Annotated in this window: 15 protein-coding genes; 7 read left to right on the forward strand and 8 right to left on the reverse strand. The window is 47.5% G+C overall.

The window, feature by feature from the left end:
* Window positions 1-16: 16 nt before the first annotated feature.
* Both BUB16_RS11725 and BUB16_RS11735 read left to right on the forward strand, forming a co-directional pair.
* Entirely contained in the window at window positions 17-3,556 is a 3,540-nt protein-coding gene (locus BUB16_RS11725) for a ligand-binding sensor domain-containing protein (RefSeq protein ID WP_073064206.1), read from the forward strand.
* A gap of 238 nt (window positions 3,557-3,794) precedes the next feature.
* Window positions 3,795-7,361, forward strand: a complete 3,567-nt coding sequence (locus tag BUB16_RS11735) for a sensor histidine kinase (protein ID WP_084088224.1) — start codon at window positions 3,795-3,797, stop codon at window positions 7,359-7,361.
* A 117-nt stretch (window positions 7,362-7,478) separates the two neighbouring features.
* Here BUB16_RS11735 and BUB16_RS11740 read toward each other — a convergent pair whose 3' ends face one another.
* Together BUB16_RS11740 and BUB16_RS11745 are read right to left on the reverse strand one after the other, a co-directional pair.
* Window positions 7,479-8,525, reverse strand: a complete 1,047-nt coding sequence (locus BUB16_RS11740) for a glycosyltransferase family 4 protein (RefSeq protein WP_073064215.1) — start codon at window positions 8,523-8,525, stop codon at window positions 7,479-7,481.
* A 31-nt stretch (window positions 8,526-8,556) separates the two neighbouring features.
* Entirely contained in the window at window positions 8,557-9,471 is a 915-nt protein-coding gene (locus BUB16_RS11745; protein ID WP_073064218.1) for a sulfotransferase family protein, read from the reverse strand.
* A gap of 664 nt (window positions 9,472-10,135) precedes the next feature.
* Between BUB16_RS11745 and BUB16_RS11750 the strand changes: the two genes are divergently transcribed.
* Both BUB16_RS11750 and BUB16_RS11755 read left to right on the forward strand, forming a co-directional pair.
* Window positions 10,136-10,612: a hypothetical protein gene (locus BUB16_RS11750; protein ID WP_073064325.1), complete on the forward strand. Its 477-nt coding sequence runs from the start codon at window positions 10,136-10,138 to the stop codon at window positions 10,610-10,612.
* Between the two features lie 264 nt (window positions 10,613-10,876).
* Complete coding sequence (locus tag BUB16_RS11755; RefSeq protein WP_073064221.1) at window positions 10,877-11,083, forward strand: hypothetical protein; 207 nt, start codon at window positions 10,877-10,879, stop codon at window positions 11,081-11,083.
* Between the two features lie 13 nt (window positions 11,084-11,096).
* On the opposite strand, the gene BUB16_RS11760 is transcribed toward BUB16_RS11755, so the two are convergent.
* A complete protein-coding gene (locus BUB16_RS11760) occupies window positions 11,097-12,179 on the reverse strand; it encodes a PAS domain-containing sensor histidine kinase (protein ID WP_073064224.1) in 1,083 nt (360 codons plus the stop codon).
* 702 nt (window positions 12,180-12,881) lie between these two features.
* Here BUB16_RS11760 and katG point away from each other — a divergent pair.
* Entirely contained in the window at window positions 12,882-15,122 is a 2,241-nt protein-coding gene (gene katG, locus BUB16_RS11765; RefSeq protein ID WP_073064228.1) for a catalase/peroxidase HPI, read from the forward strand.
* 524 nt (window positions 15,123-15,646) lie between these two features.
* On the opposite strand, the gene BUB16_RS11775 is transcribed toward katG, so the two are convergent.
* Window positions 15,647-16,087 carry a CBS domain-containing protein gene (locus tag BUB16_RS11775; RefSeq protein WP_073064234.1) on the reverse strand — a complete coding sequence of 147 codons (441 nt, stop codon included), beginning with the start codon at window positions 16,085-16,087 and terminating at the stop codon, window positions 15,647-15,649.
* Window positions 16,088-16,175: 88 nt separating this feature from the next.
* Between BUB16_RS11775 and BUB16_RS11780 the strand changes: the two genes are divergently transcribed.
* Window positions 16,176-16,865 (forward strand): TrmH family RNA methyltransferase, encoded by a 690-nt coding sequence (locus BUB16_RS11780; protein ID WP_073064238.1) that lies wholly within the window; start codon window positions 16,176-16,178, stop codon window positions 16,863-16,865.
* A gap of 100 nt (window positions 16,866-16,965) precedes the next feature.
* On the opposite strand, the gene BUB16_RS11785 is transcribed toward BUB16_RS11780, so the two are convergent.
* The 4 genes from BUB16_RS11785 to BUB16_RS11800 all read right to left on the reverse strand — a co-directional run bounded on the left by BUB16_RS11785 (window position 16,966) and on the right by BUB16_RS11800 (window position 20,333).
* Window positions 16,966-17,940: a M23 family metallopeptidase gene (locus BUB16_RS11785; RefSeq protein WP_073064241.1), complete on the reverse strand. Its 975-nt coding sequence runs from the start codon at window positions 17,938-17,940 to the stop codon at window positions 16,966-16,968.
* Window positions 17,941-18,058: 118 nt separating this feature from the next.
* Window positions 18,059-19,090, reverse strand: a complete 1,032-nt coding sequence (gene hprK, locus BUB16_RS11790) for an HPr(Ser) kinase/phosphatase (RefSeq protein WP_073064243.1) — start codon at window positions 19,088-19,090, stop codon at window positions 18,059-18,061.
* 11 nt (window positions 19,091-19,101) lie between these two features.
* The gene (gene hpf, locus BUB16_RS11795; protein WP_073064245.1) at window positions 19,102-19,401 is read right to left on the reverse strand and encodes a ribosome hibernation-promoting factor, HPF/YfiA family; all 300 of its coding nucleotides are present in this window, start codon (window positions 19,399-19,401) and stop codon (window positions 19,102-19,104) included.
* Window positions 19,402-19,415: 14 nt separating this feature from the next.
* Complete coding sequence (locus BUB16_RS11800; protein WP_073064248.1) at window positions 19,416-20,333, reverse strand: tyrosine recombinase XerC; 918 nt, start codon at window positions 20,331-20,333, stop codon at window positions 19,416-19,418.
* 80 nt (window positions 20,334-20,413) lie between these two features.
* Here BUB16_RS11800 and BUB16_RS21230 point away from each other — a divergent pair, with 80 nt between their 5' ends.
* Window positions 20,414-20,692, forward strand: a complete 279-nt coding sequence (locus BUB16_RS21230; protein WP_139240287.1) for a hypothetical protein — start codon at window positions 20,414-20,416, stop codon at window positions 20,690-20,692.
* Window positions 20,693-20,728: the final 36 nt, after the last annotated feature.

Consider the following 20,728-nt stretch of genomic DNA (forward strand, 5'->3'; position numbering starts at 1 on the left):
GATTTGCGTTGGAATTATGAAAATGACATCCATCCGCTCTTTTTTAGAGTTCCTGGCGGACTTCTTTTTTTTGAGTATTACGATTATTCATAAACGATTGATTAAAGTTTTAGGCTTCACGGCCGCTTTCCTCTTTTTCCTGTGTATATCCCAGGGTTATTCTCAGGAGCATTCGTTCCAGTTTAAGCACCTGGGACTTGATGAGGGACTTTCCCAATCTTCGGTGCCTTCAATTATCCAGGACGATGAGGGATTTATGTGGTTCGGGACTACGGGGGGATTAAATCGTTATGACGGACATGAAATGACGGTTTACCGGCGGGATTTAGTCGACAATAATAGTTTGAGTGATAAGCATATTGCCGACATGTGCAAAGATACGGAGGGGAATCTCTGGATTGCGACGGGAAACGGGCTTTCTTTTTTTAACATAGGGGAAGAGCGGTTCAAACGCTATTTCGCAGAGGATCGACCGGGAAGCGTCAGCGCTAATGTTATTCATGCCACTCACTGTGATACGGATGGTACGGTCTGGGTTGCGACCAAAAATGGACTAAATAAGCTTGTAGACAAGGATGAAGGGGGCTTTGTCCGCCTGGCCGTGGTAGATGGAGAAAATAATTTTCAGGAGGTATACCGGGATTCAACCGGCCGATTGTGGGCAGGCACGTTCGGAGAAGGCCTTTATTACCTGGACCGGGAGGGACAGCTGGCGCACAGCCAGATAACGGGTTTGAACAATAAGAAGATCACCACTATTCATGACGGTGAGGCCGGTTATTTATGGGTTGGTACGAATAACGGTCTGTACCGGATAAACCCGGAACGCAATAAGGCAACGCTCTACCAATATGAAGCTGATAATCCCGCCTCTTTAAGTGAAAATACGGTTAATGTTGTGTATCGGGACAGCCAGTCCAATGTATGGGTCGGTACCGGGGATGGTTTGAACCTCTATCACCCGGAAACAGACGAGTTTACCCGGTTTAAGGCTGATCCCAGGGATGATCAAAGCATCAGTTCCAATCAAATACACAGTCTCTTTGAGGACAGGCACAACACGCTGTGGATCGGTACGTGGTCGGCCGGACTCAATAAATTCAGTTACCATCAGAAAGACATACAATATTATTTTCACGATCCGGAAAGCGGAAACAGTTTAAGCGGTAACAATATCTGGGACTTCTTGCAGGATAATGATGGTCAAAATATCTGGATAGGTACCGATGAAGGGTTAAACAGGTTCAACCGGGATACAGGAAAGTTTGAATACTTCCTCAATGAGCCGGGTGATGACCACTCCTTGAGCAGCAATCGTATTTTTAACATAGCGCAAGATCGATCGGGGGATCTTTGGCTGGCAACGAGCCGGGGGGTTAATAAGCTCAATCCAGAAAGCGGAGACGTGGATCGCTACCTGCACAAAGCCAATGATCCCAATACCATCAGCTATAATTCGTTATGGAGCCTGGCTATTGATTCTTCGGGCTGTATTTGGATTGCCACCACGAGCCGGGGCCTCGATGTGATGGACCCTGAAACAGAAACATTCACTCATTATCGTCATGATTCTGACGACCCGAAAAGCATAAGCTCCTCTTTTGTTACTGAAATTTATATAGACAGCAAGAGTAACATCTGGGTCGGCACCCGGCAGGGACTGAACCTGTATCAGCCCGAAAGGGACAATTTCAAGCAGTTTGCCTACACGGCCGGGAATCCCCATAGCCTTGGGAACAGTTCGGTATTGGACATCCACGAAGATTCGAAGGGGAGACTTTGGGTGGGTACGACCATGGGAGCGAATGTGCTTGATATCGAATCTCATAACGTCCTGCACTATTTTTCCAGAAAAAACGGCTTGCCCGATGATATTGTTTACGCTATAACCGAGGACCATGAAGCATCCGTTTACCTGGGGACAACGCGCGGGCTTGCAGTGTGGAATTCGGAGACGGAAACATTTAGCATTTTCGACAAAAGAGACGGCCTGCAGGGGAATGAGTTTAATGCCGGCGCCGCCTTAACTTCGTCGGCCGGGAAAGTTTATATGGGTGGGACCAATGGATTCAATACTTTTTTTCCCGGTGATCTTACCGGGAATCCCAATGTGCCGCCGGTCGTTATAACGGATTTTCAACTTTTTAACACTTCGGTACCTGTTCATGGAAACAGGGAGGAAAAGGGAGAGAACAGAGATATTTTAGAGCAATCGATCACCCATACCGATACGCTTACCCTTTCCTATTCCGATAACGTGATATCTTTTGAATTTGCAGCACTGAACTTTACAATTCCTGAAAAAAACCAGTATGCCTATAAATTAGAGGGATTTGATGAAACCTGGAACTATATCGGCAACCGGAATTTCGTTACTTATACTCATCTTGATCCCGGCGAATACACGTTTAGGGTTAAAGCGGCCAACAACGATGGTGTTTGGAATGAAGAGGGAACCTCTCTGGCTCTGATGATCACACCCCCCTTCTGGCAGACAAGCTGGTTTTATCTGCTGGGCATACTATTAGCAGGCGGAACTGTTGTGCTGGGCTACCGGTGGAAACTCAGAAGCATTCATCAGCAAAATGAACAGCTCGAGCAGGAGGTGGAGTCCCGGACCTCCGAATTGTATGAGAAGAACAAGCATTTGAAAGAAGCCCTGAAAGAGCTCAGGGAAACGAGATCCCAGCTGGTTGAGAAAGCCCACAAGGCCGGAATGGCGGATATCGCAACCGGCGTGCTACACAATGTGGGCAATATATTGAATAGTGTTAATACTTCTGTCTCGATGATCCGGGAAACATCGAAGAAGTCGAAACTGGCCAACCTTTACGAGGCTAATAATCTTCTTGAAAAACATATGGATCAGATCGAGGAGTTTATTCTTGAAACCCCTAAAGGGAAAAAACTGCTCTCTTATTACTTGAAACTGGAGGAGCCTCTCAGAAAAGAGCAAAAAGAGATACTGGATCAATCCAGGCGTCTCAACAAAAAAATCGATTTAATCAGTGATGTGATCACAGCCCAGCAAAATTATGCCGGTTCTGCCATGGAAGCTGACCAGATGTCGCTTGAAGAAATGATTGATGATGCATTAAGCCTTCAATCCGCTACCATTGAACGTCATAAACTGACAGTCAGGAAAGAAATAAACTCCGTGGATCCCATTATAGCTCATCGTACACAGCTGATTCATATCCTGATTAATATATTCAAGAATGCCAAGGAGGCTATAATAAAGAAAGCGCCGCCGGAGAAGATGATTTCCATTAAAGTCTGGCAGCAGCAGGATGAGGTATTTCTTTCTGTATCCGATAACGGAGGCGGAATTAAAGAAGAAAACATGGATAAAATCTTTACCCAGGGGTTTACCACAAAAAAAAGCGGCCATGGATTCGGGCTGCATAGCTGTGCCAACTATATGCGCAGCATGGGCGGTCAAATAAAAGTGGAAAGCGAAGAAGAGGGGGCCACTTTTACCTTGATATTTCCCACTACTTATAAGAAAAGACTTAATCAAAGTGAAACGCTCAGGGCTTTTCAACATGAAAACTGAACCCCAGCATGGTTTATAAACAAATGAAGTCCTTACGTATTCGCAACTGTTCACGCCGGTTTTTTCTTTTTTTTGGAGGCATATTTTTCTATATCTGCAGGCCGTGGATAACAACCCATGCCGAATCTCCAGGGGGTCCGGGGTGGTCTTATTCGCAATCCCGGATGGGTGCCGGTAACGTTCGGCCCTGTCCGGATCACTTCGGCAAACGGAAAATGGTCCACAAGGGTAATACTGAATGAAGACATTACATTCACATAAAATAGTATTTTCCTGCTTCCTGTGGGTACTCCTTTCGTTGTCTGTGACTGTAGAAACAAAAGGACAGGGGGCAATGGACATGCAGTTTCATCATTTGACCCCGGAGGACGGTCTCTCTCAGAGTTCGGTATACAGCATCCTTCAGGATAGCGAAGGATACATGTGGTTTGCAACCCAGGATGGATTAAACAAATATAACGGCTATGAATTTACGGTCTATTCCTATGATCCCGATGACCCGTACAGTCTCAGCTTGAACGAGGTCCGGACTCTTTATGAAGATAGCAGGGGAAATGTATGGGTGGGTACGTTGGGGAGAGGGCTAAATCTCTATGACCGGGAGCGTGATCGTTTCATCCGTTTCACGGGAGATATCAATAGATCGCAAGAAACCCTGAGTGATAATTCGATATGGGCGGTGTATGAGGACAGCAGGGAGAATTTCTGGGTTGGGACAAGCTGGGGATTGAACCTCATGAAAAGAGAGGGAGAGATAAATGAGGATTATCTGACTAAAGTTACTCATTATATTAACCGGAACGATGATCCGCAGAGCATTAGTTCGAACAACATTACGGCTGTCTTTGAGGATAGCCGGGAGAATTTGTGGATAGGAACGGAAGAGGGATTGAATATCCTGGACCGGGAAACAGGAAAGTTTAAACGGTATCTGCACGATTCCGGGGATCCCCACAGTATTGGCGCCAACCATATTACCACACTCTATGAAGACCGTACAGGAACATTATGGGTAGGTACTCTGGGCGGCGGGTTAAACTCTTACGACTACGAAAGCGACCGGTTTTACCGGTATACCCATGATGCGGACAGGCCCAACAGCATTGCAGAAAATGCTATCCATGTAATACAGGAAGGCAGCGACGGCAGGCTTTGGGTGGGTACGAGCAACCAGGGATTAAGTATATTTGACCGGACAAGCGAAGAATTTCGAAATTATAAGTATGATAAAACCGATCCGCGCAGTCTCAATAATAACGCGATCAACAGCCTCTACAAGAGTAGGGATAACACCATGTGGGTTGGGACTTTTACGGGGGGAATAAACTTTGTTGACAAGAGCAGTAAAAAAATTGAACACTATCAAAATAACCCGAATTCAGCTTCCAGCCTCAGCAACAATTCCGTACGCAGTTTCATGGAGACTTCAACGGGTGAATTTTTGGTGGGCACCGACGGGGGAGGGCTTAATTTTTTTGACCGGCGGACAGGGAAATTTTCGAGTCTGAAACATGACCCCGATAACCGCAACAGCATTCCCTCGGACGTTATTCTGAGTATGGAAAGCCATCGGGAGGAGGGCAAGATCTGGCTGGGAACTTACAACGGGGGACTCAGCCTGTTTGACGTGGAGAATCAGCGCTTTACGCATTATCAGCATGATCCGGATGATGAACACAGCCTGAGCAGTGATAATGTATACCAGCTTTACACGGATCAAAAAGACCGGTTGTGGATCGCAACGAACGGCGGGGGGGTAAACATGCTGGAACCGGGGGCCGAAAAGTTTATCCGGTATATGGAAAACTCCGAAGACTCGACAAGCATCGATAACAACGACATCAGAAGTTTTTATGAGGACAGCAAGGGGAATCTGTGGATTGGCTCTTATGGGGGACGTCTTACGAAATACGAAGAGGAAAGGGAAAAGTTTACTTTTTATGACATAAACACCGGGGATTTGTACAGCAGTGTTATTCACTGCATGCACGAAGACTCTGAGAATAGATTCTGGCTGGGTACGCGGGGGGGCGGGTTAAAGCTTTTTGACCGGGAAACCCACAACGTTACGACCTATTCAAAAAAAGAGGGCCTGCAGAGTAATATAGTCAACGGAATCCTTGAGGATAATCATGGCAATTTATGGATAAGCACCAACGGCGGAATTTCTCAATTTGATCCCGAATCTGAACATTTTATCAATTTTGGTATGGAAAACGGCTTGCAAAGCCGGGAGTTCAATGCCGGGGCTTATTACAAGGATCGAGAGGGATATATGTATTTCGGAGGGGTCAAGGGGTTCAACCTGTTTCATCCGGACAGCGTTACGTTGAATACGAGCGTCGCTCCCATAGTACTTACCGATTTTATGCTGTTCAACCAGCCGGTACCCATAGGCGGCGATTCTCCGCTGAAGAAACATATCAGTCAAACCGATCGCCTGGTGCTGTCCCACGACCAGACGGTCATTACGTTCGAATATACGGCTTTGGAATATAGTCCGTTGCAGGGGATGCAGTTTGCCTATAAGCTGGAAGGTTTCGATAGTAAATGGCACTACGTAGGAGATACCAGGTCTGCCACGTACACCAACCTTGATCCGGGAGAATATGAATTCAAAATAAAAGCGGCCAACAGCGATGGAATATGGGGCGAAGAGACTTCTGCACTTACGTTGGCCATAGCCCCGCCTTTTTGGCGAACAACCTGGTTTTATATAGTATCGATACTGTTTTTAGCCTCCGTCATTTATGGAGGTTACCGCTACAGGGTACGCAGTATAAGAGCGCAGAACCGGCGGCTGGGACGAATTATAGCTAAACGAACGTCGGAACTGGATGAGAAAAATTCTGAACTTGCCGGTAAAAACGAACATTTGGAAGAACTTCTCGAGGAGCTGAAAGAAACCCGGGGTGAACTGGTTAAAAAAGCCCATAAAGCCGGCATGGCGGATCTGGCCACGGGTATTTTGCATAATGTGGGGAATATCCTGAACAGCGTCAATACGTCGGCTTCACTGATCGAAGATACCTTGCGAGATTCAAAGTTAAAGAGGCTGTCGCAGGCGAATACTATTCTGCGCAAGCATATTGGCCGGATTGATGAGTTTGTTGCCAACAACCCAAAAGGAAAGGAATTAATGCACTATTACTTAAAATTAGAGGCGCCGCTCAACGAAGAGAGGAGGAAAGTGCTTAAACAGTCGGAACGGCTGAATGAAAAGATCAAGCTTATTAATGATGTTGTTGCCGCTCAACAGAGTTATGCCGGGGCTCAAATGGATGCCGGCCAGCTCTCTTTCGCTGAGATGATTGATGAGGCGCTGGCCCTCCAGGCCGGCTCGATCGACCGCTATGAGCTGACCATTCACAAGGAATTGGAACCGGTGGATCCGATTGTCGCCCAACATTCCAAGCTGGTGCATGTGCTTGTAAACCTGATCAAGAATGCGAGGGAAGCATTGGATGATGTGCCGCGAGAGCAAAGGAAAATTACCATTAAAACCTGGCAGGATGCGGAGAATGTATATCTTTCTATTTCCGATAATGGAGTTGGCATTCGCAAAGTGCATCTGAATAAGATTTTCACCCAGGGTTTTACGACCAAAACGAGCGGTCATGGATTCGGTCTGCACAGCAGCGCCAATTATATATCTGAAATGGGTGGGAAAATAGCGGTGAAAAGTGACGGAGAAGGAGCGGGCACTACGTTTACGATCACTTTTCCACGCCAGAAGCAAAGCGGGTCCCCCGGCGCCTCACAGGAAGGATCAAAAGAAAATGAGAAGGACTATCATTCTTTTTGAGGTCATGGAATAAAGTACAGCTCTCTCCCGTATCGCGCTCGATTGCTATCACAGGGAACTGTGAGCATGACTGACTCAGGGCTTGCAGGCGGAAACGCGGAAACTAAACGCCCTGTATCATATCGTCAGAAAATGATAAATCTCTCGGGCTGCCCTGTCCCAGCTAAAACGCTGCGCTCTTTTCAACCCGAGCTCTGTAAGCTTGGTTTGCAGGTGCGGGGAATCCAATAGCTCCAGGATAGCTTCTTTGATGGAATTTATGTCAGTAGGAGTGACCTTCAATGCCGCATCGCCCGATATTTCATCGAGAGCCGTGGTGTTCGATGTTATGACCGGAGTGCCGCAGGCCATAGCTTCAATAACGGGCAGCCCGAATCCCTCAAACAGGGATGGAAGCAAAAAGCCGGCGGCTCCGGAATAGAGTGCCGGCAGGTCCTTATCATCCACATAACCCAACATCCGGGTGGCGTCACCGGACAGATTGAGTTCAAGGCTGCTGAAGTTGGCGTTGCTTCCGCCGGCAATGGCTAATACGAATTCCCTCATTTTCTCCTGTTCTCTGCAGCGTTTCCAGGCTTCTATCGTTCGCTTAAGATTTTTTCTGGGATCGAGTGAACCGAGGGTAAGCAGGTAAGGCGTGTTGAGGTCGTATTTAAGGCGGATGTCCTGAATGGTAGAAGCTGCGGCGGGCTTGAAACGACTGGTATCCACCCCGTTGTATACGGCTTTAACTTTATCCGGGGGGATATCCAGGTGGGTGCAGATGACATTTTTGGAGAATTCCGAAACGGTGAGGATGCCTTTCGCCCGCTTTGCAACCTGCGGAATAAGCGTTCTTTTCCACAGGGAATAAGAAGAGGAAAACCACTCCGGGTGCGGGAAAACAGCAATGTCATGAAGTGTTATGATATGATTACGGGCAAAAACGGGTCCGCTGTTGGCCGGGGACCAGAGCAGATCATCCCGGTCCTTCCGGGCGGGTAGCACCAGTTGCTGCCATAAATTGCCTCCTATTCTGCCCGAAGTAACCATCCCCTGCGGTTTTAGAACTTCATAGGGATACCCCCCGCGGTCAAAGCCCCTGATAACCTCCCGTCCGTATCGCTGTACGCCCGTGATCTGTTGCCGCAGGAAATGTCCGTTAATATACACTGTGTTTGCCATCTATCTGTAAATAATTGGGTACATATTGAAATTATTCAGGTCTCCATGCGTCGAGGTTACGGCCGATCAGCTGTTCCGTTTCGTGAATGTCGGCCTCGAACAGGCCGTAGAGTTCCGCGCGGAGCTTTGGGGAGATGTCCAGGTCGCTTTTTCGGATATTGACTGACCGGAACAGCTGCAGGGCCCGGTGGGTGATGACAGGAGGAATAACTTTGTTTATAGTGGCCTTGTAGCCGAGAATCCAGTTCACAGCTCTTGAGAGTATCCAGCTCCGGGCTACCCCCGAAGCATTACGTTCCTGCTGTTCAAAATTATAATCATATGTCTCCAGCCCCATAAAATCGGTGATCTCATGCATAACTTCAGCAATATTTTCTTTGATATCTTCAAACAGGAAAATACGGATTTGCTCCGGTTCAAAATAATCGAAATAGCGCTGGATTTGGTCGTGATATCGCCCCATGCCGGTCAGGTGCCACGAAAACTCCCACCCTTCCCGGATCCGCACCTGCTCGCGTCTTATGGCTTCCGAAAAGGAAACGGTTTCGCGTCCATCGCGCAGCAAATGCTTGTAATGGGAAAAAGCGCGCTCTACCGGGTTCCTGATAACAATGATAATAGTACTTTGCGGGTCATAGCGGGCGATCTGAGCGGAGGCTGTCGTGCTGTACAGGTATGAAACAGAAGCATCGAGCTTTACGGTGTGTTTCTGTTCCGGCTTATACAAACTGTGATAGCTGCTTAGCGTGTCGGTCCAAACTGTGCTGTCGTCTCCCGGCCCGCTCCCGGGCTTTACGGGGTCGGAGCTGTTGGCGATATTGCTGAAAAAATTCGGCTCCTTTACGATCGGAATACAGACTTCCGGGTGTTGATTGAGCAGGTAGTAAAGAGCGGTCGTGCCGGATTTGGCCGCTCCCGCAATAAAGGTATTCCGAAGATTCTGCATGACGTTTTTTTAAGCAATTACAGGATATGCTGCGGAAGACAATAGGACAGACGAGCTGATATCTATGGATAGGTATGGCATAACGGAAGCGTTTGCGTGAACTGACGGCATATACGAATGACGGGGTTATTTAAATCATCCATCGACTTTAGATGAAACTGTTGATTTATCATAAATATAAGAACATATGCTTGCTTTAAAACTGTTACCTCTCATCTGAAAAATTGTTTCGCAAAGGTATAATGCCGGTATTGTCATTCTCTCCGGCTTCGGCACAAGAGCGTGGCCGGTGAAAGACAGTGTTATACAGGAGTCGGGAGGACTTAAAGGACGCAGGGGAGTCAGACGATTTGATTCCCATTTTGGGGTATTTTTAGGCGAATATCGGGTCTGGTTAACGAAAAGAACTCAAAATATGACCAAAACCGACGGATACACAGTAGATTTTGCTTAGTCCGACAGGCCCCTATAGAAGGCCTTTATGGGCTTGTGATTTTAAAAAAACAGTTTTGCAAAACTGTCTGAAAGTCAACATAATCTCCTGGGAGAGAACTGAGTATGAATGATTAAACGCGAAACGGGGTTCCTTTTATAAATGTTTTATGCGGCCGCCACATATGCTTATGGCCGTTCATATTCAAACATTCACATAATATCGTCGAAGATGAGATTACTTAAAATAATTGTTTTCATCAGTATAACGGGATTGCTGGTTCATTGCGCATCTACCCCGGCAAGAGGGCAAGCCGGCAGTGATGACCGGAGTAATTTTGGAATAGGAATAATGATCGGTGAGCCCACGGGGGTTTCCGTCAAATCGTGGAACAGCAGCCGGACGGCATTTGATATCGGGGCGGCCTGGTCGCTTACCGGGAGAGAGGAGGCCCTTCATATGCATTCCGACTTTTTATGGCACTCCTGGTTCAGAAATACCGAGGATCTTGCTTTTTACTACGGTATTGGCGGGAGGGTGATATTTGCGGACGAGGCGACGGCAGGCGCACGGTTTCCTCTTGGATTAAATCTTATCTTTCAAACGATTCCTTTTGATCTGTTTGTTGAAGCAGTGCCTATTGTAGATCTAACGCCTGAGGTGGAACTGGCGGGCAACGGGGCGGTCGGCCTCCGCTACTATTTCTAAGGGATAGGGATATGAACCTGTTTTCTGATTAGCAGGGTAAGCGCTGTTTTAAAGAGTTAATTGTGAAGCAATATGGAAAAGAGGATCTCAACCCTTTTACTTAATTGGTTAACCACAATCAAAAATAGAGGAGTCCTCCTGTGCAAACAGGGGAATGACCATGATGAACTCCATTTTTCTTGTTTGTAGTTAGAAAAAAGGAAATAACACAAAGAAAAATTCGTTTAATGAACAATAATACGAACTATTAAAAAAGGAGCAACTATGGATATTAAAGAGAGAACCCGCAAGGAACTGGAAGAGCGAATTCAGGCACTGGAAGGGATCATTGCCCGGAAGGGCGTGGGCGCAAGTTATCGCCAGAAAATCGACCGCATCCAGCGAGATGTAAATATTGCTTTGATGCTCGGTGCGACATCGGCTATTCTGGGATTGACCATCTGGGCCGTTACGAGATCCAACAAAAAATAAATGGACGGTTTCTTTATGGCTGGGCCGGCAGGGTGAAGGTGAACGTACTCCCTTTGCCCGGCTCACTTTCCAGCCGGATGCCGCCCCCGTGCCTCTCAACAAAATCAATACAGATATCCAGGCCAATCCCGGGACCTTTTTCCCCATTGGTCCCGAACGCCGTATAATTGTGGTCTTTATCTAAAACTTTCTCCTGCGCATTTTCGTCAATGCCTACTCCTTCATCCACTACCGATATGGTTACACTGTCGCCGGTTTCCTCTGCCTTCACCATAACCGTTCCTCCCGGATGGGAATATTTGATGCCATTGGCGATGAGATTTTTCAGGATCTTTTTTACCATGCCGGCATCGGCATCTGCATGGATAGCGTCGGGGACCCGGTTTTCCAGGCTGATTCCTTTCTCCCCGGCATCCGACTGTACCTTCTCAAATACAACGTCTGTGAGCTTCGAAAGATGTACTTCTTGGATATCCGTTGTTACCTCTCCCAGCTTAACCCTTGACCAGGCCAGCAGATCCTCCAACAGCTCATGGGTCTCCCGGGTATTCTTGTTTAGCAATTCCAGGTATTCCAGGATATCTTCCTTGGAGAATTCGTCATAGTCTTGTAACAAAATAGAATAAACGCCCTTCGCGCCTCCCACGGCATTGCGGAGATCATGGGAAATGACAGAAAAAAGTTTGTCTTTTTGCCTGTTCAATTCCGTGAGTTTTTCATTCTTCAGGGCAAGTTTTTTCTCCATCTTCTTCTGATCCGTGGTATCTTTCACGGCCAGGAGGAATTTGTCCCCCTCCCCATTGCTTATTTTTGATAGGACGGCGTTATACCATCGGTTTTTTTCTCCCATCTCAATCTCGTACTCGAAGGTAACCTGCTTTTCTCCCTCCTTTAACCTGTCAAAAGCTTGTCCAATCTTTTGACTTACCTGCGAGGGTAACACCTGCCGGTGATGTTTTTCTACTAACTCTTTTGCGGGAGGCATGAACTCTTCCCCGCGATCCGTAGCGGTATAATCTTCAATTATTCCGTCCGCAGTGAATACGAAAAGATGATCATAAAACGCGTTTAATATCGATTTCAGGTATTCGGTCATAGAAGTGAAGTTAAAGACTATTTATTAGTTTAGCGTAAGCATCGGGTTGAGTTACTCAAATGGCCCTTTACAAGCGATAGACCTTTGTATAAATCCTCCAGTACTAACCGCCTTTTTTTTAAACTTCATGTTTAATTTAATTTTAAGAAGCTTACTGTTTTAAAGCTGTATAAGCAACCCTTTAGGGAAAAGAAGGAAGAGGTAAACTTTTCAAATCCATTTGTCCACACATTCATACTCAGATAATGCTGCGGATTATTGTTCCTTGCCTGTGCATAACATAGTTATATCTAATAATTTCACAGGGGGAATAATGATCTTGGGATATTTCAACCCCCGGCCGGCTTATTCAGAGCCGACTGTCCACCTGCAAGTTATTGTTAGTTGTTATCGGGCAAGTGGGTTTTTTCTTAAGTACTTTTTTATTCAGGGAAGCCTTTGTAAAACCGTTCTTTTGTCCCATGCCGGCGTTATCGGTCGGTTGAAATTCTTAGGTGTGAGCTATTTGCTGCGGGGGCAACCTTCCTGGGGTCTTAACCACGACCAAATTCCCTGGTTTTTCAAGCTCTCTCTTTATAACAGCATTTGCATGCAGATCTCATAACTGAGTCTAATACCGGTAATAGTATTTTTCTATCAGAGAAGATCAAATGATTTAGTTAGTTTATACTTCTCAAATAAAAGTAATAAACCAATGATCGCATGGATAACAACGAACCTCAGACTTCAAGTACCCAAGGTAACAACGAGAGCAGCGAAAGTAAGTGTCCGTTTCATAATGGCGCTTCCAGGCAAGTTGCAGGGGGCGGTACCAAAAATCGGGACTGGTGGCCGAATAAGCTGGATCTCGATATTCTTCGCCAGCATAGTCCCAAATCCAATCCCATGGATGAGGAATACGACTATGCCGAAGCCTTTGAGAAGCTGGATCTCGATGCCGTAAAGCAGGATCTCAACGATCTGATGACCGATTCCCAGGACTGGTGGCCGGCTGACTGGGGCCATTACGGGGGACTCTTCATCCGGATGGCCTGGCACAGCGCGGGTACGTACCGCGTGGCCGATGGCCGCGGAGGGGCAAGTACCGGCAACCAGCGTTTTGCTCCAGTGAACAGCTGGCCTGACAATGTGAGCCTCGACAAGGCGCGACGACTGCTATGGCCGATCAAACAAAAGTATGGCCGGAAGCTTTCCTGGGCCGACCTGCTGATTCTGACAGGAAATGTTGCGTTGGAATCTATGGGCTTTGAAACCTTTGGTTTCGGCGGGGGACGTGAGGATGTCTGGGAACCTGAAAAAGATGTTAACTGGGGACCTGAACAGGAATGGCTGGCCGATGAACGCCACGATGAGGATGGCAATCTCGAAGGACGCCTTGCTGCCGACCATATGGGACTGATCTATGTCAATCCGGAAGGCCCAAACGGGGAACCCGATCCGGCAAAAGCTGCGGAGTTTATTCGGCAGTCGTTTAAACGCATGGCAATGGACGATTATGAAACGGTGGCACTTATTGCCGGCGGACATACCTTCGGGAAAGTCCACGGCGCGGCTCCCGAAGACCACAATGGACCCGATCCCGAGGCAGCTCCAATTGAAGAACAGGGATTAGGCTGGAAAAATAATTATGGCACCGGTAAAGGTCCCGATACGATCACCAGTGGTTTGGAGGGCGCATGGACTGGCAACCCTGTTAAATGGGACATGGGCTTTTTTGAAAACCTGTTCGAATATGAATGGGAACTCACCAAAAGTCCCGCCGGAAAATATCAGTGGACGCCGAAGGATGAGGCTGCTCAAACGATGGTGCCCGACGCACACGATCCGGACAAAAAGAACGCTCCCATGATGCTCACTACGGATCTCGCGTTAAAAGTTGATCCTGAATATGAGAAAATTTCACGGCATTTCTATGAAAATCCGGATGAATTTGCCGAGGCTTTTGCCCGCGCCTGGTTTAAACTCGTGCACCGTGATATGGGGCCCAAGTCGCGCTACCTCGGACCGGAAGTTCCAGAGGAAGATCTGCTCTGGCAGGATCCGATTCCGGAAGTTGATCACGAGCTGATTGACGATAAGGATATAGAAGAACTCAAAGATAAGATCCTCAATACCGATCTGACCATATCCGAGCTCGTATCAACGGCCTGGGCTTCGGCCTCCACTTATCGCGATTCCGACAAGCGAGGTGGGGCAAACGGCGCGCGTGTACGCCTGGCTCCACAAAAGGATTGGGAGGTGAACAATCCGGAGCAGCTATCCAAAGTGCTTGAGACGCTGGAAGTTATCCAAAAAGCATTCAACGATGCGCAACCTGACAACAAGAAGGTTTCCCTGGCAGATTTAATTGTGCTGGGTGGAGCCGCAGCCATTGAACAAGCGGCTAAAAAAGGCGGTCATGATATTACGGTACCGTTCACACCGGGACGTTCCGATGCCACAGAAGAGCAAACCGATGTGGAGTCGTTTGAATGGCTGAGGCCGGATGCGGACGGGTTCCGTAACTACTACGATACCCAGCGCAATGCCACGGTTGAGGAGCTGCTGGTTGACAAGGCGCAATTGCTATCGCTTACGCCACCTGAAATGACGGTGTTGCTTGGCGGTATGCGCGTGCTCGACACCAACTACGATGAATCTGATCATGGGGTCTTTACCGATCGCCCGGAGACATTGACCAACGACTTCTTTGTCAATCTGCTTGACATGGGTCTGGAGTGGAAGCCTGTTTCTGAGGACAGGGAACTGTTCGAAATTCGCGATCGAGAAACCGGGGAAGTGAAGTGGACCGGCACACGGGCAGACTTGGTCTTTGGATCAAATTCTGAGCTGCGTGCTCTTGCTGAAACCTATGCGGCTAAGGATAGCAAAGAGAAGTTCGTACATGATTTCATTGCTGCCTGGACCAAAGTTATGCAGCTGGACCGTTTCGACCTGAAATAAGGTCGGTCCACCAGACAGAGGGCTGGCACCCTATGTAAGCTATATATTGAACCTCTAACAACAAAACGGGTTCTGACTGACCTGATAAGGCAGCCTGGTTTCAGGCTGCCTTATTTATTTTGTCGAAGCCATTGCAAAACCGTTTTTTTGGCCAATATCTGCATGTTCGCGCCTTCAAACCCCTCACATATGTGTTTTATATGCTGTGGTTTTGAATGCGCTCGGGGGTAGATATTGATTAAAATTCCTGGTTTTCAAAGGCTTCATATCCTGGGTACCAAGAGCCTCTCAGACTTGGCAAAATCTGCTGTGTGCCCGTAGAATTTGGCTGGAATCCGAGCTCTTCATCGTTAAACAAGCCGCTAATCGCCTCAAAAGACTTCAAAGTCTGACTCTCCCCGCGCGCTCTGAGTCCGAGAAGCACCTATGTACGAAGCTCTTGGTTTCGGAATCTGACGCCCGGTTTTGTCTCCCGGACCAGCCATCTGAAACGATACTGAAAGTGGATCGATGCGAAGGAGCATTCAGGCCGGATATTGTCCGCCCTGTATATACTGCCGGAGGTTGGAGATTTCTCCTTTTTGCTTGGAGATGATGGCTTTTACCAAGTCACCGATAGAGATGACGCCGACGACAGCGTCATCTTCCATAACCGGGAGATGACGAATTTTCTTGTCGGTCATGACGGACATGCAGGACTCCACGGTATCCCGGGGACTGACATTATAGACGTTGCCGGTCATAATAGTACTGACTTTCGTCTCTTTGGAAGTCCGCCCTTTTAAAATAACTTTACTGCGGTAGTCACGTTCACTCAGAATACCCAGCAGCTGGTCTCCGTCCATGACGACCAGCGCGCCAATATCGAGTTCATCCATTTTTTCAATGGCTTCAAACACGGTTTGATCTGCGGAGATACTGTAGACCTCATATCCCTTGTTCTTTAAGATATCTCTGACGAGCATATAAACCTCTTTTTTTAATGGATAAATGACATAACAAAAAGTATTATAACATATATCTCAGATTAAATACACATCAGATAAAAAATTTATGGATCGAGCGTTAAAAGAAGCATTAATAGATCATCTGCTACAATTCATCACCGAAGATCGCTGGGAGCGCATTAATGAAGTCCTCTGCCAGCGTACCCGATTTTTGTCCGTCGTGCTGGAAGATCTCTATCAGCCGCATAATGCCAGCGCCGTCTTGCGAAGCTGTGACTGTTTCGGAATACAGGATGTGCACATTGTTGAGAACGAAAACAAGTTTAGTCCCGCTAAAGGTGTGACGATAGGCTCCGACCAGTGGCTTTCACTGCACAAGTACAACAGTAAGGGGGGAGGAGCAGAAAACACCCGGCAGTGCTACCGGCAGCTGCGGGAAGAGGGATACCGGCTCATTGCCACCACGCCCCATGAGGATGATGTGACGATCGATGAAGTTCCGCTGAATCAAAAGACAGCCCTGGTATTCGGGTCCGAGTTAACGGGACTATCCGATTTTGCTCTCGAAGGGGCGGACGGTTATGCCCGGATTCCGATGGTGGGCTTCAGCGAAAGCTTCAATATATCCGTGAGTGCGGCGCTATGCCTGTATGAGTTGTCCACCCGTTTGCGCAAAGAGGGAAGCGGATGGATGCTCAGTGAAGGGGAGAAGATTGATTTGCAACTGGATTGGATCCGGAAGTCGGTCCGCGCTGTTGATAAAATAGAGGAGCGGTGGAGGGGACAGGAATTCTGAAAATGGAGATGTAAAAAGTAGAAAGTTTGGAAGCTAAAGGTTGGCCCGCAGATCTGCACGGATAAGAGGCGTTTGGAAAATGGCAGCCTCTGAAACGGCCCTAATCCATCGAGCGTTCGCTGGTTTCGGCCTTTTCCTTGTACACAGCATATTCTTCCGGTGACACATCAACAAAAAGGAAATGAAGGGGATCGACAGGCTCGCCATCCTGGTGTACTTCGTAATGAAGGTGGGGGCCCGATGACAATCCCGTGTTTCCGGTATAAGCAACCAGCTCTCCGCGTTTGACTCTCGTACCGGGACCAATGTCCTTGGCAAAAGAGGAGAGGTGACCATAGTAGGTTTCATAACCGAAGCCGTGGTCGATAATGAGCAGACGCCCGTAAGTACCTTTGCGCGAAGCGTGCTTGACGACCCCGTCGCCGGTGGCAAAAACCTTGCTTCCGACATTGGAATTAAAATCAATTCCGTCGTGCTGGCGCCGGTACTTCAGGATAGGATGATATCGCTTTCCGAAGCCACTGACGATATCACTCTCTGTCGGCTTGATAGCCGGAACATGGACCATTTTTTCCTGATTTTCATTGTAGGTCGATTTAATGTCATCGAAACTCGACTGCTGGATATTGATGCTTCGTTCCAGGCCTTCCAGGTTTTGAGCGGTCTCTTTTAATATGTCTGCCGTTTCTTCACTATGAATATCAAACTCACTGTAGACATCAGCACCACCGGCACCTCCTTTTCGCTCATCCAGTGAGATGCTTTCCATCCCTAAAAGGGACCGGTACATTTCGTTATCAACTTCAGCAAGCTGGTCTACCTGCCGGTCAAGATTGGAAATGCTCTGTTGGGTAATTTTCAGCTGTTCCTTAAGGGCCTCGTTTTCCGCCTTGAGGGCAATTTCGGCAGGCGTTCCGATTGAAAAGGAAAGAATAGAGATTCCGATTCCACTTAAGACCACACCGCATAAAAGCCAGACGGAAGCGGTATATATAATTCGCTCTAATTTGTTGTACTTGACGGGCACAAACTCGCAGTTTTGCTCGTCATAATAGTAATAGTTTTTTAAGAACATGTTAAATATGCTGGTACCGGCGTAATTTCCGAGGGAAAAAAGTAAGTGTAAACCTTATATGATTTTAAATGGGGTAATAATAGTCATTAAAAGCGTAAAACCCAAATGGATTCAGCCCCTACTCTACGTCCCCTTCGAAGTATTCAATAGCGCTGCGGGGAGGGCTGGTTCTTTTTTTCTTCTCCGCAATGTGTTTTTTAACCTTTCCCTGGAACGCTTCTGCGGCATCATAGCCGTAATGACGAAGCAGGTAATTCATGGCAATGACTTCCGCGATGACGGTGATATTTTTTCCGGGAGTAATGGGTAAGTTGATAAACGGGATGTCAATATCCATGATAGAGGTCGTATCCCTGTTTAAGCCCGTGCGCTCAATATTCTGGGACTCTTCGTCCCACAAGGAAAGCTCAAGCACCACCTCCAGCCGTTTTTGATAGCGGATGGCGCGAACGCCAAACATCGACATGATATCGATGATACCGAGTCCGCGTATTTCCATAAAATGCTTGTTCATCTCCGTGGCGGAGGTCATGAGCACGTTATTTTTCTTGGTCAGTACCACCGCATCATCGGACACCAGCCGGTGGCCGCGTTCAACCAGGTCGAGGGCTACTTCGCTTTTGCCAATACCCGATTTGCCGACAATGAGGATGCCTACGCCATACACATCCACCATGGAGCCGTGCACGATCGTTTGCAAAGCGAATTGATCCTCCAGGAATTCCCGGAGCAGCTGCAGAAAACGGGTGCTTTCGAAGGGCGTACCGAAGACCGGGATACCAGCCTCTTTTGCCATGGCAAGCAGGTGATCCGGCAGCCCATTGCTGTTTGTGATAAAAAGCACCGGGATATCAAACTGCACGAGGTTCTCAAAAGAAGCTTTCTGCTCTTTTTTCGTAAGGCTTTTCAGGTACCGGCTTTCAGTATTGCCGATAACCTGTATACGCTGGTGGGTGAAAAGTTTGACAAAGCCGGCTAACGCCAAACCGGGGCGGTGAAGGTCCGCCTCGGTGACGTATCGCTGTTCGTTATCGCATTCGGCCACAAGGGTGTTAAGCTCGATGTGGACACGTTCACGCAGTCGCTCTACGAGATACGCAACGCTGATTTTTTCCTTTTTGGGAATACATTCATGTGGACCGAAAGGCATAACTCAGGGTATTATCGCTGGTGAAGGGTAATATCTTTATATTTTTTCAGTTGCCGCGCTATATTATCGATAACCATATTAATGGCCTGTTCATAAGAAGAAGCTTGTTCTTTAGCATTTAATAATTTTTGGGGTACTTTTACATTCAGTTCAGCCTGCTGGGGATTCTCGTCATCAGCTACCGGCTGTAAGATGATGTCGCAGGTGATAATGCGATCATAAAACTGATCTAATTTCTGAACGGCATCTTCAGCATAGGTGTGGAGTTCTGATGATGGATCAAAATGGCGTGCTGTGAATGTAGTTTTCATAATGAATCCTCTCGTTAAGTTTGAGTTTTAGCTCGTGGATGTGCTAATTCATAAACATTTTTCAATCGTTCAACGGATGTATGCGTATATACTTGTGTTGCTGACAGATCAGCATGCCCTAACAGTTCTTTAATTACACGGATATCGGCACCATTGTCAAGTAAGTGGGTTGCAAAACTGTGCCGGAGAACATGGGGACTTTTCTGGGTTACTTCGCTGGTGCGCTGCAGGAAGTCTTTGACCAGCCGCTGCACGGCCCGGCCGTAGATTCGTTGTCCCCCCGCAGCAAGGAAAACGGCTTTTCGCGCATCAGCATCGGTCTTCTTGCCGTACAGTTCCGGCCTGGTATCGAGGTGCCGCTCTATTGCTTCCTTCGCGCGTGCGCCCATGGGAACGATTCGCTGTTTAGATCCTTTACCTGTCACTTTTATCTGCCTGAGCCCGGGATTGATATCATCTTCATTCAGGCTTGTCAGTTCGCTGAGGCGAATACCGGTGCCATACAGAAGTTCGAGTATCGCCCGGTTTTGAGCAGAGCGCGGGGTGTCGCCGGGAGCCAGCTCCATCATCCGTTCGATGTCGGCCGCCGAGACCGTTTGGGGCAGGAGCTGGTCCTTTTTAGGAACAATGAGCAAGTGGGCCGGATTCTGTTCCACAAGTCCCCGTTTAAAACTATACTTGAAAAAAGAGCGAACAGTTGCCACTTTTCGTGCGATAGAGCTTTTAGCCAGTCCCCGCTCAGAGAGTTCCCCCAGCCAAAGCCGTATCGTTATGCGCTCAATGCGGTTGATATCGGGAGCCTCCCGTTCAAAATGAGCCCGGCAGAAAGTCAAAAATTGTTCCAGGTCATTTCGATACGAGGTAATGGTGTGCGGGGAGGCGTTACGCTCGACGTTTAAATAGCGGAGGTATTTGTCAATAGCATTCTTCATCTTTCTGCAATATGGAGACTTTACGGATAAAAATAAACACCAAGTTGAAGGTTTGTAGACTCATTATTCTTGCTATTTTTTTGAGTGACCAAAAAAGTAGCCAAAAAGCTCACCGGCTGGTGAAAACTCAGGAATCAGCTATATCGGGCGCTCCGGAAAATAATTTAACTGGCTCCGATATTCGCGGAGCTTCAGACAGAAATTATTTTTTATCCTCCGCACCTGCTTTAGACACGCAGATCCCTGATTTTCAAAGGCCGATCCTATTTTTTGATTTAAAAAGTGGAATAGAGGGCCTTGAAAAGCCAAGAAGTTTGCTCAATATCAACACCTGCACAAATTCAAACCGTAGCATATAAAGTATATGTGAGGATTTTTTATGCGTTTTATTTTCT

Source organism: Fodinibius roseus (assembly GCF_900129315.1).
In the GTDB taxonomy this organism is placed as follows: Bacteria; Bacteroidota; Rhodothermia; order Balneolales; family Balneolaceae; genus Fodinibius; species Fodinibius roseus.

Bases quoted from the DNA above. Each gene is read 5' to 3' on its own strand.
- BUB16_RS11725 (WP_073064206.1), top strand. From the start codon at position 17: ATGAAAATGACATCCATCCGCTCTTTTTTAGAGTTCCTGGCGGACTTC.
- BUB16_RS11735 (WP_084088224.1), top strand. From the start codon at position 3,795: ATGAAGACATTACATTCACATAAAATAGTATTTTCCTGCTTCCTGTGG.
- BUB16_RS11740 (WP_073064215.1), bottom strand. From the start codon at position 8,525: ATGGCAAACACAGTGTATATTAACGGACATTTCCTGCGGCAACAGATC.
- BUB16_RS11745 (WP_073064218.1), bottom strand. From the start codon at position 9,471: ATGCAGAATCTTCGGAATACCTTTATTGCGGGAGCGGCCAAATCCGGC.
- BUB16_RS11750 (WP_073064325.1), top strand. From the start codon at position 10,136: ATGAGATTACTTAAAATAATTGTTTTCATCAGTATAACGGGATTGCTG.
- BUB16_RS11755 (WP_073064221.1), top strand. From the start codon at position 10,877: ATGGATATTAAAGAGAGAACCCGCAAGGAACTGGAAGAGCGAATTCAG.
- BUB16_RS11760 (WP_073064224.1), bottom strand. From the start codon at position 12,179: ATGACCGAATACCTGAAATCGATATTAAACGCGTTTTATGATCATCTT.
- katG (WP_073064228.1), top strand. From the start codon at position 12,882: ATGGATAACAACGAACCTCAGACTTCAAGTACCCAAGGTAACAACGAG.
- BUB16_RS11775 (WP_073064234.1), bottom strand. From the start codon at position 16,087: ATGCTCGTCAGAGATATCTTAAAGAACAAGGGATATGAGGTCTACAGT.
- BUB16_RS11780 (WP_073064238.1), top strand. From the start codon at position 16,176: ATGGATCGAGCGTTAAAAGAAGCATTAATAGATCATCTGCTACAATTC.
- BUB16_RS11785 (WP_073064241.1), bottom strand. From the start codon at position 17,940: ATGTTCTTAAAAAACTATTACTATTATGACGAGCAAAACTGCGAGTTT.
- hprK (WP_073064243.1), bottom strand. From the start codon at position 19,090: ATGCCTTTCGGTCCACATGAATGTATTCCCAAAAAGGAAAAAATCAGC.
- hpf (WP_073064245.1), bottom strand. From the start codon at position 19,401: ATGAAAACTACATTCACAGCACGCCATTTTGATCCATCATCAGAACTC.
- BUB16_RS11800 (WP_073064248.1), bottom strand. From the start codon at position 20,333: ATGAAGAATGCTATTGACAAATACCTCCGCTATTTAAACGTCGAGCGT.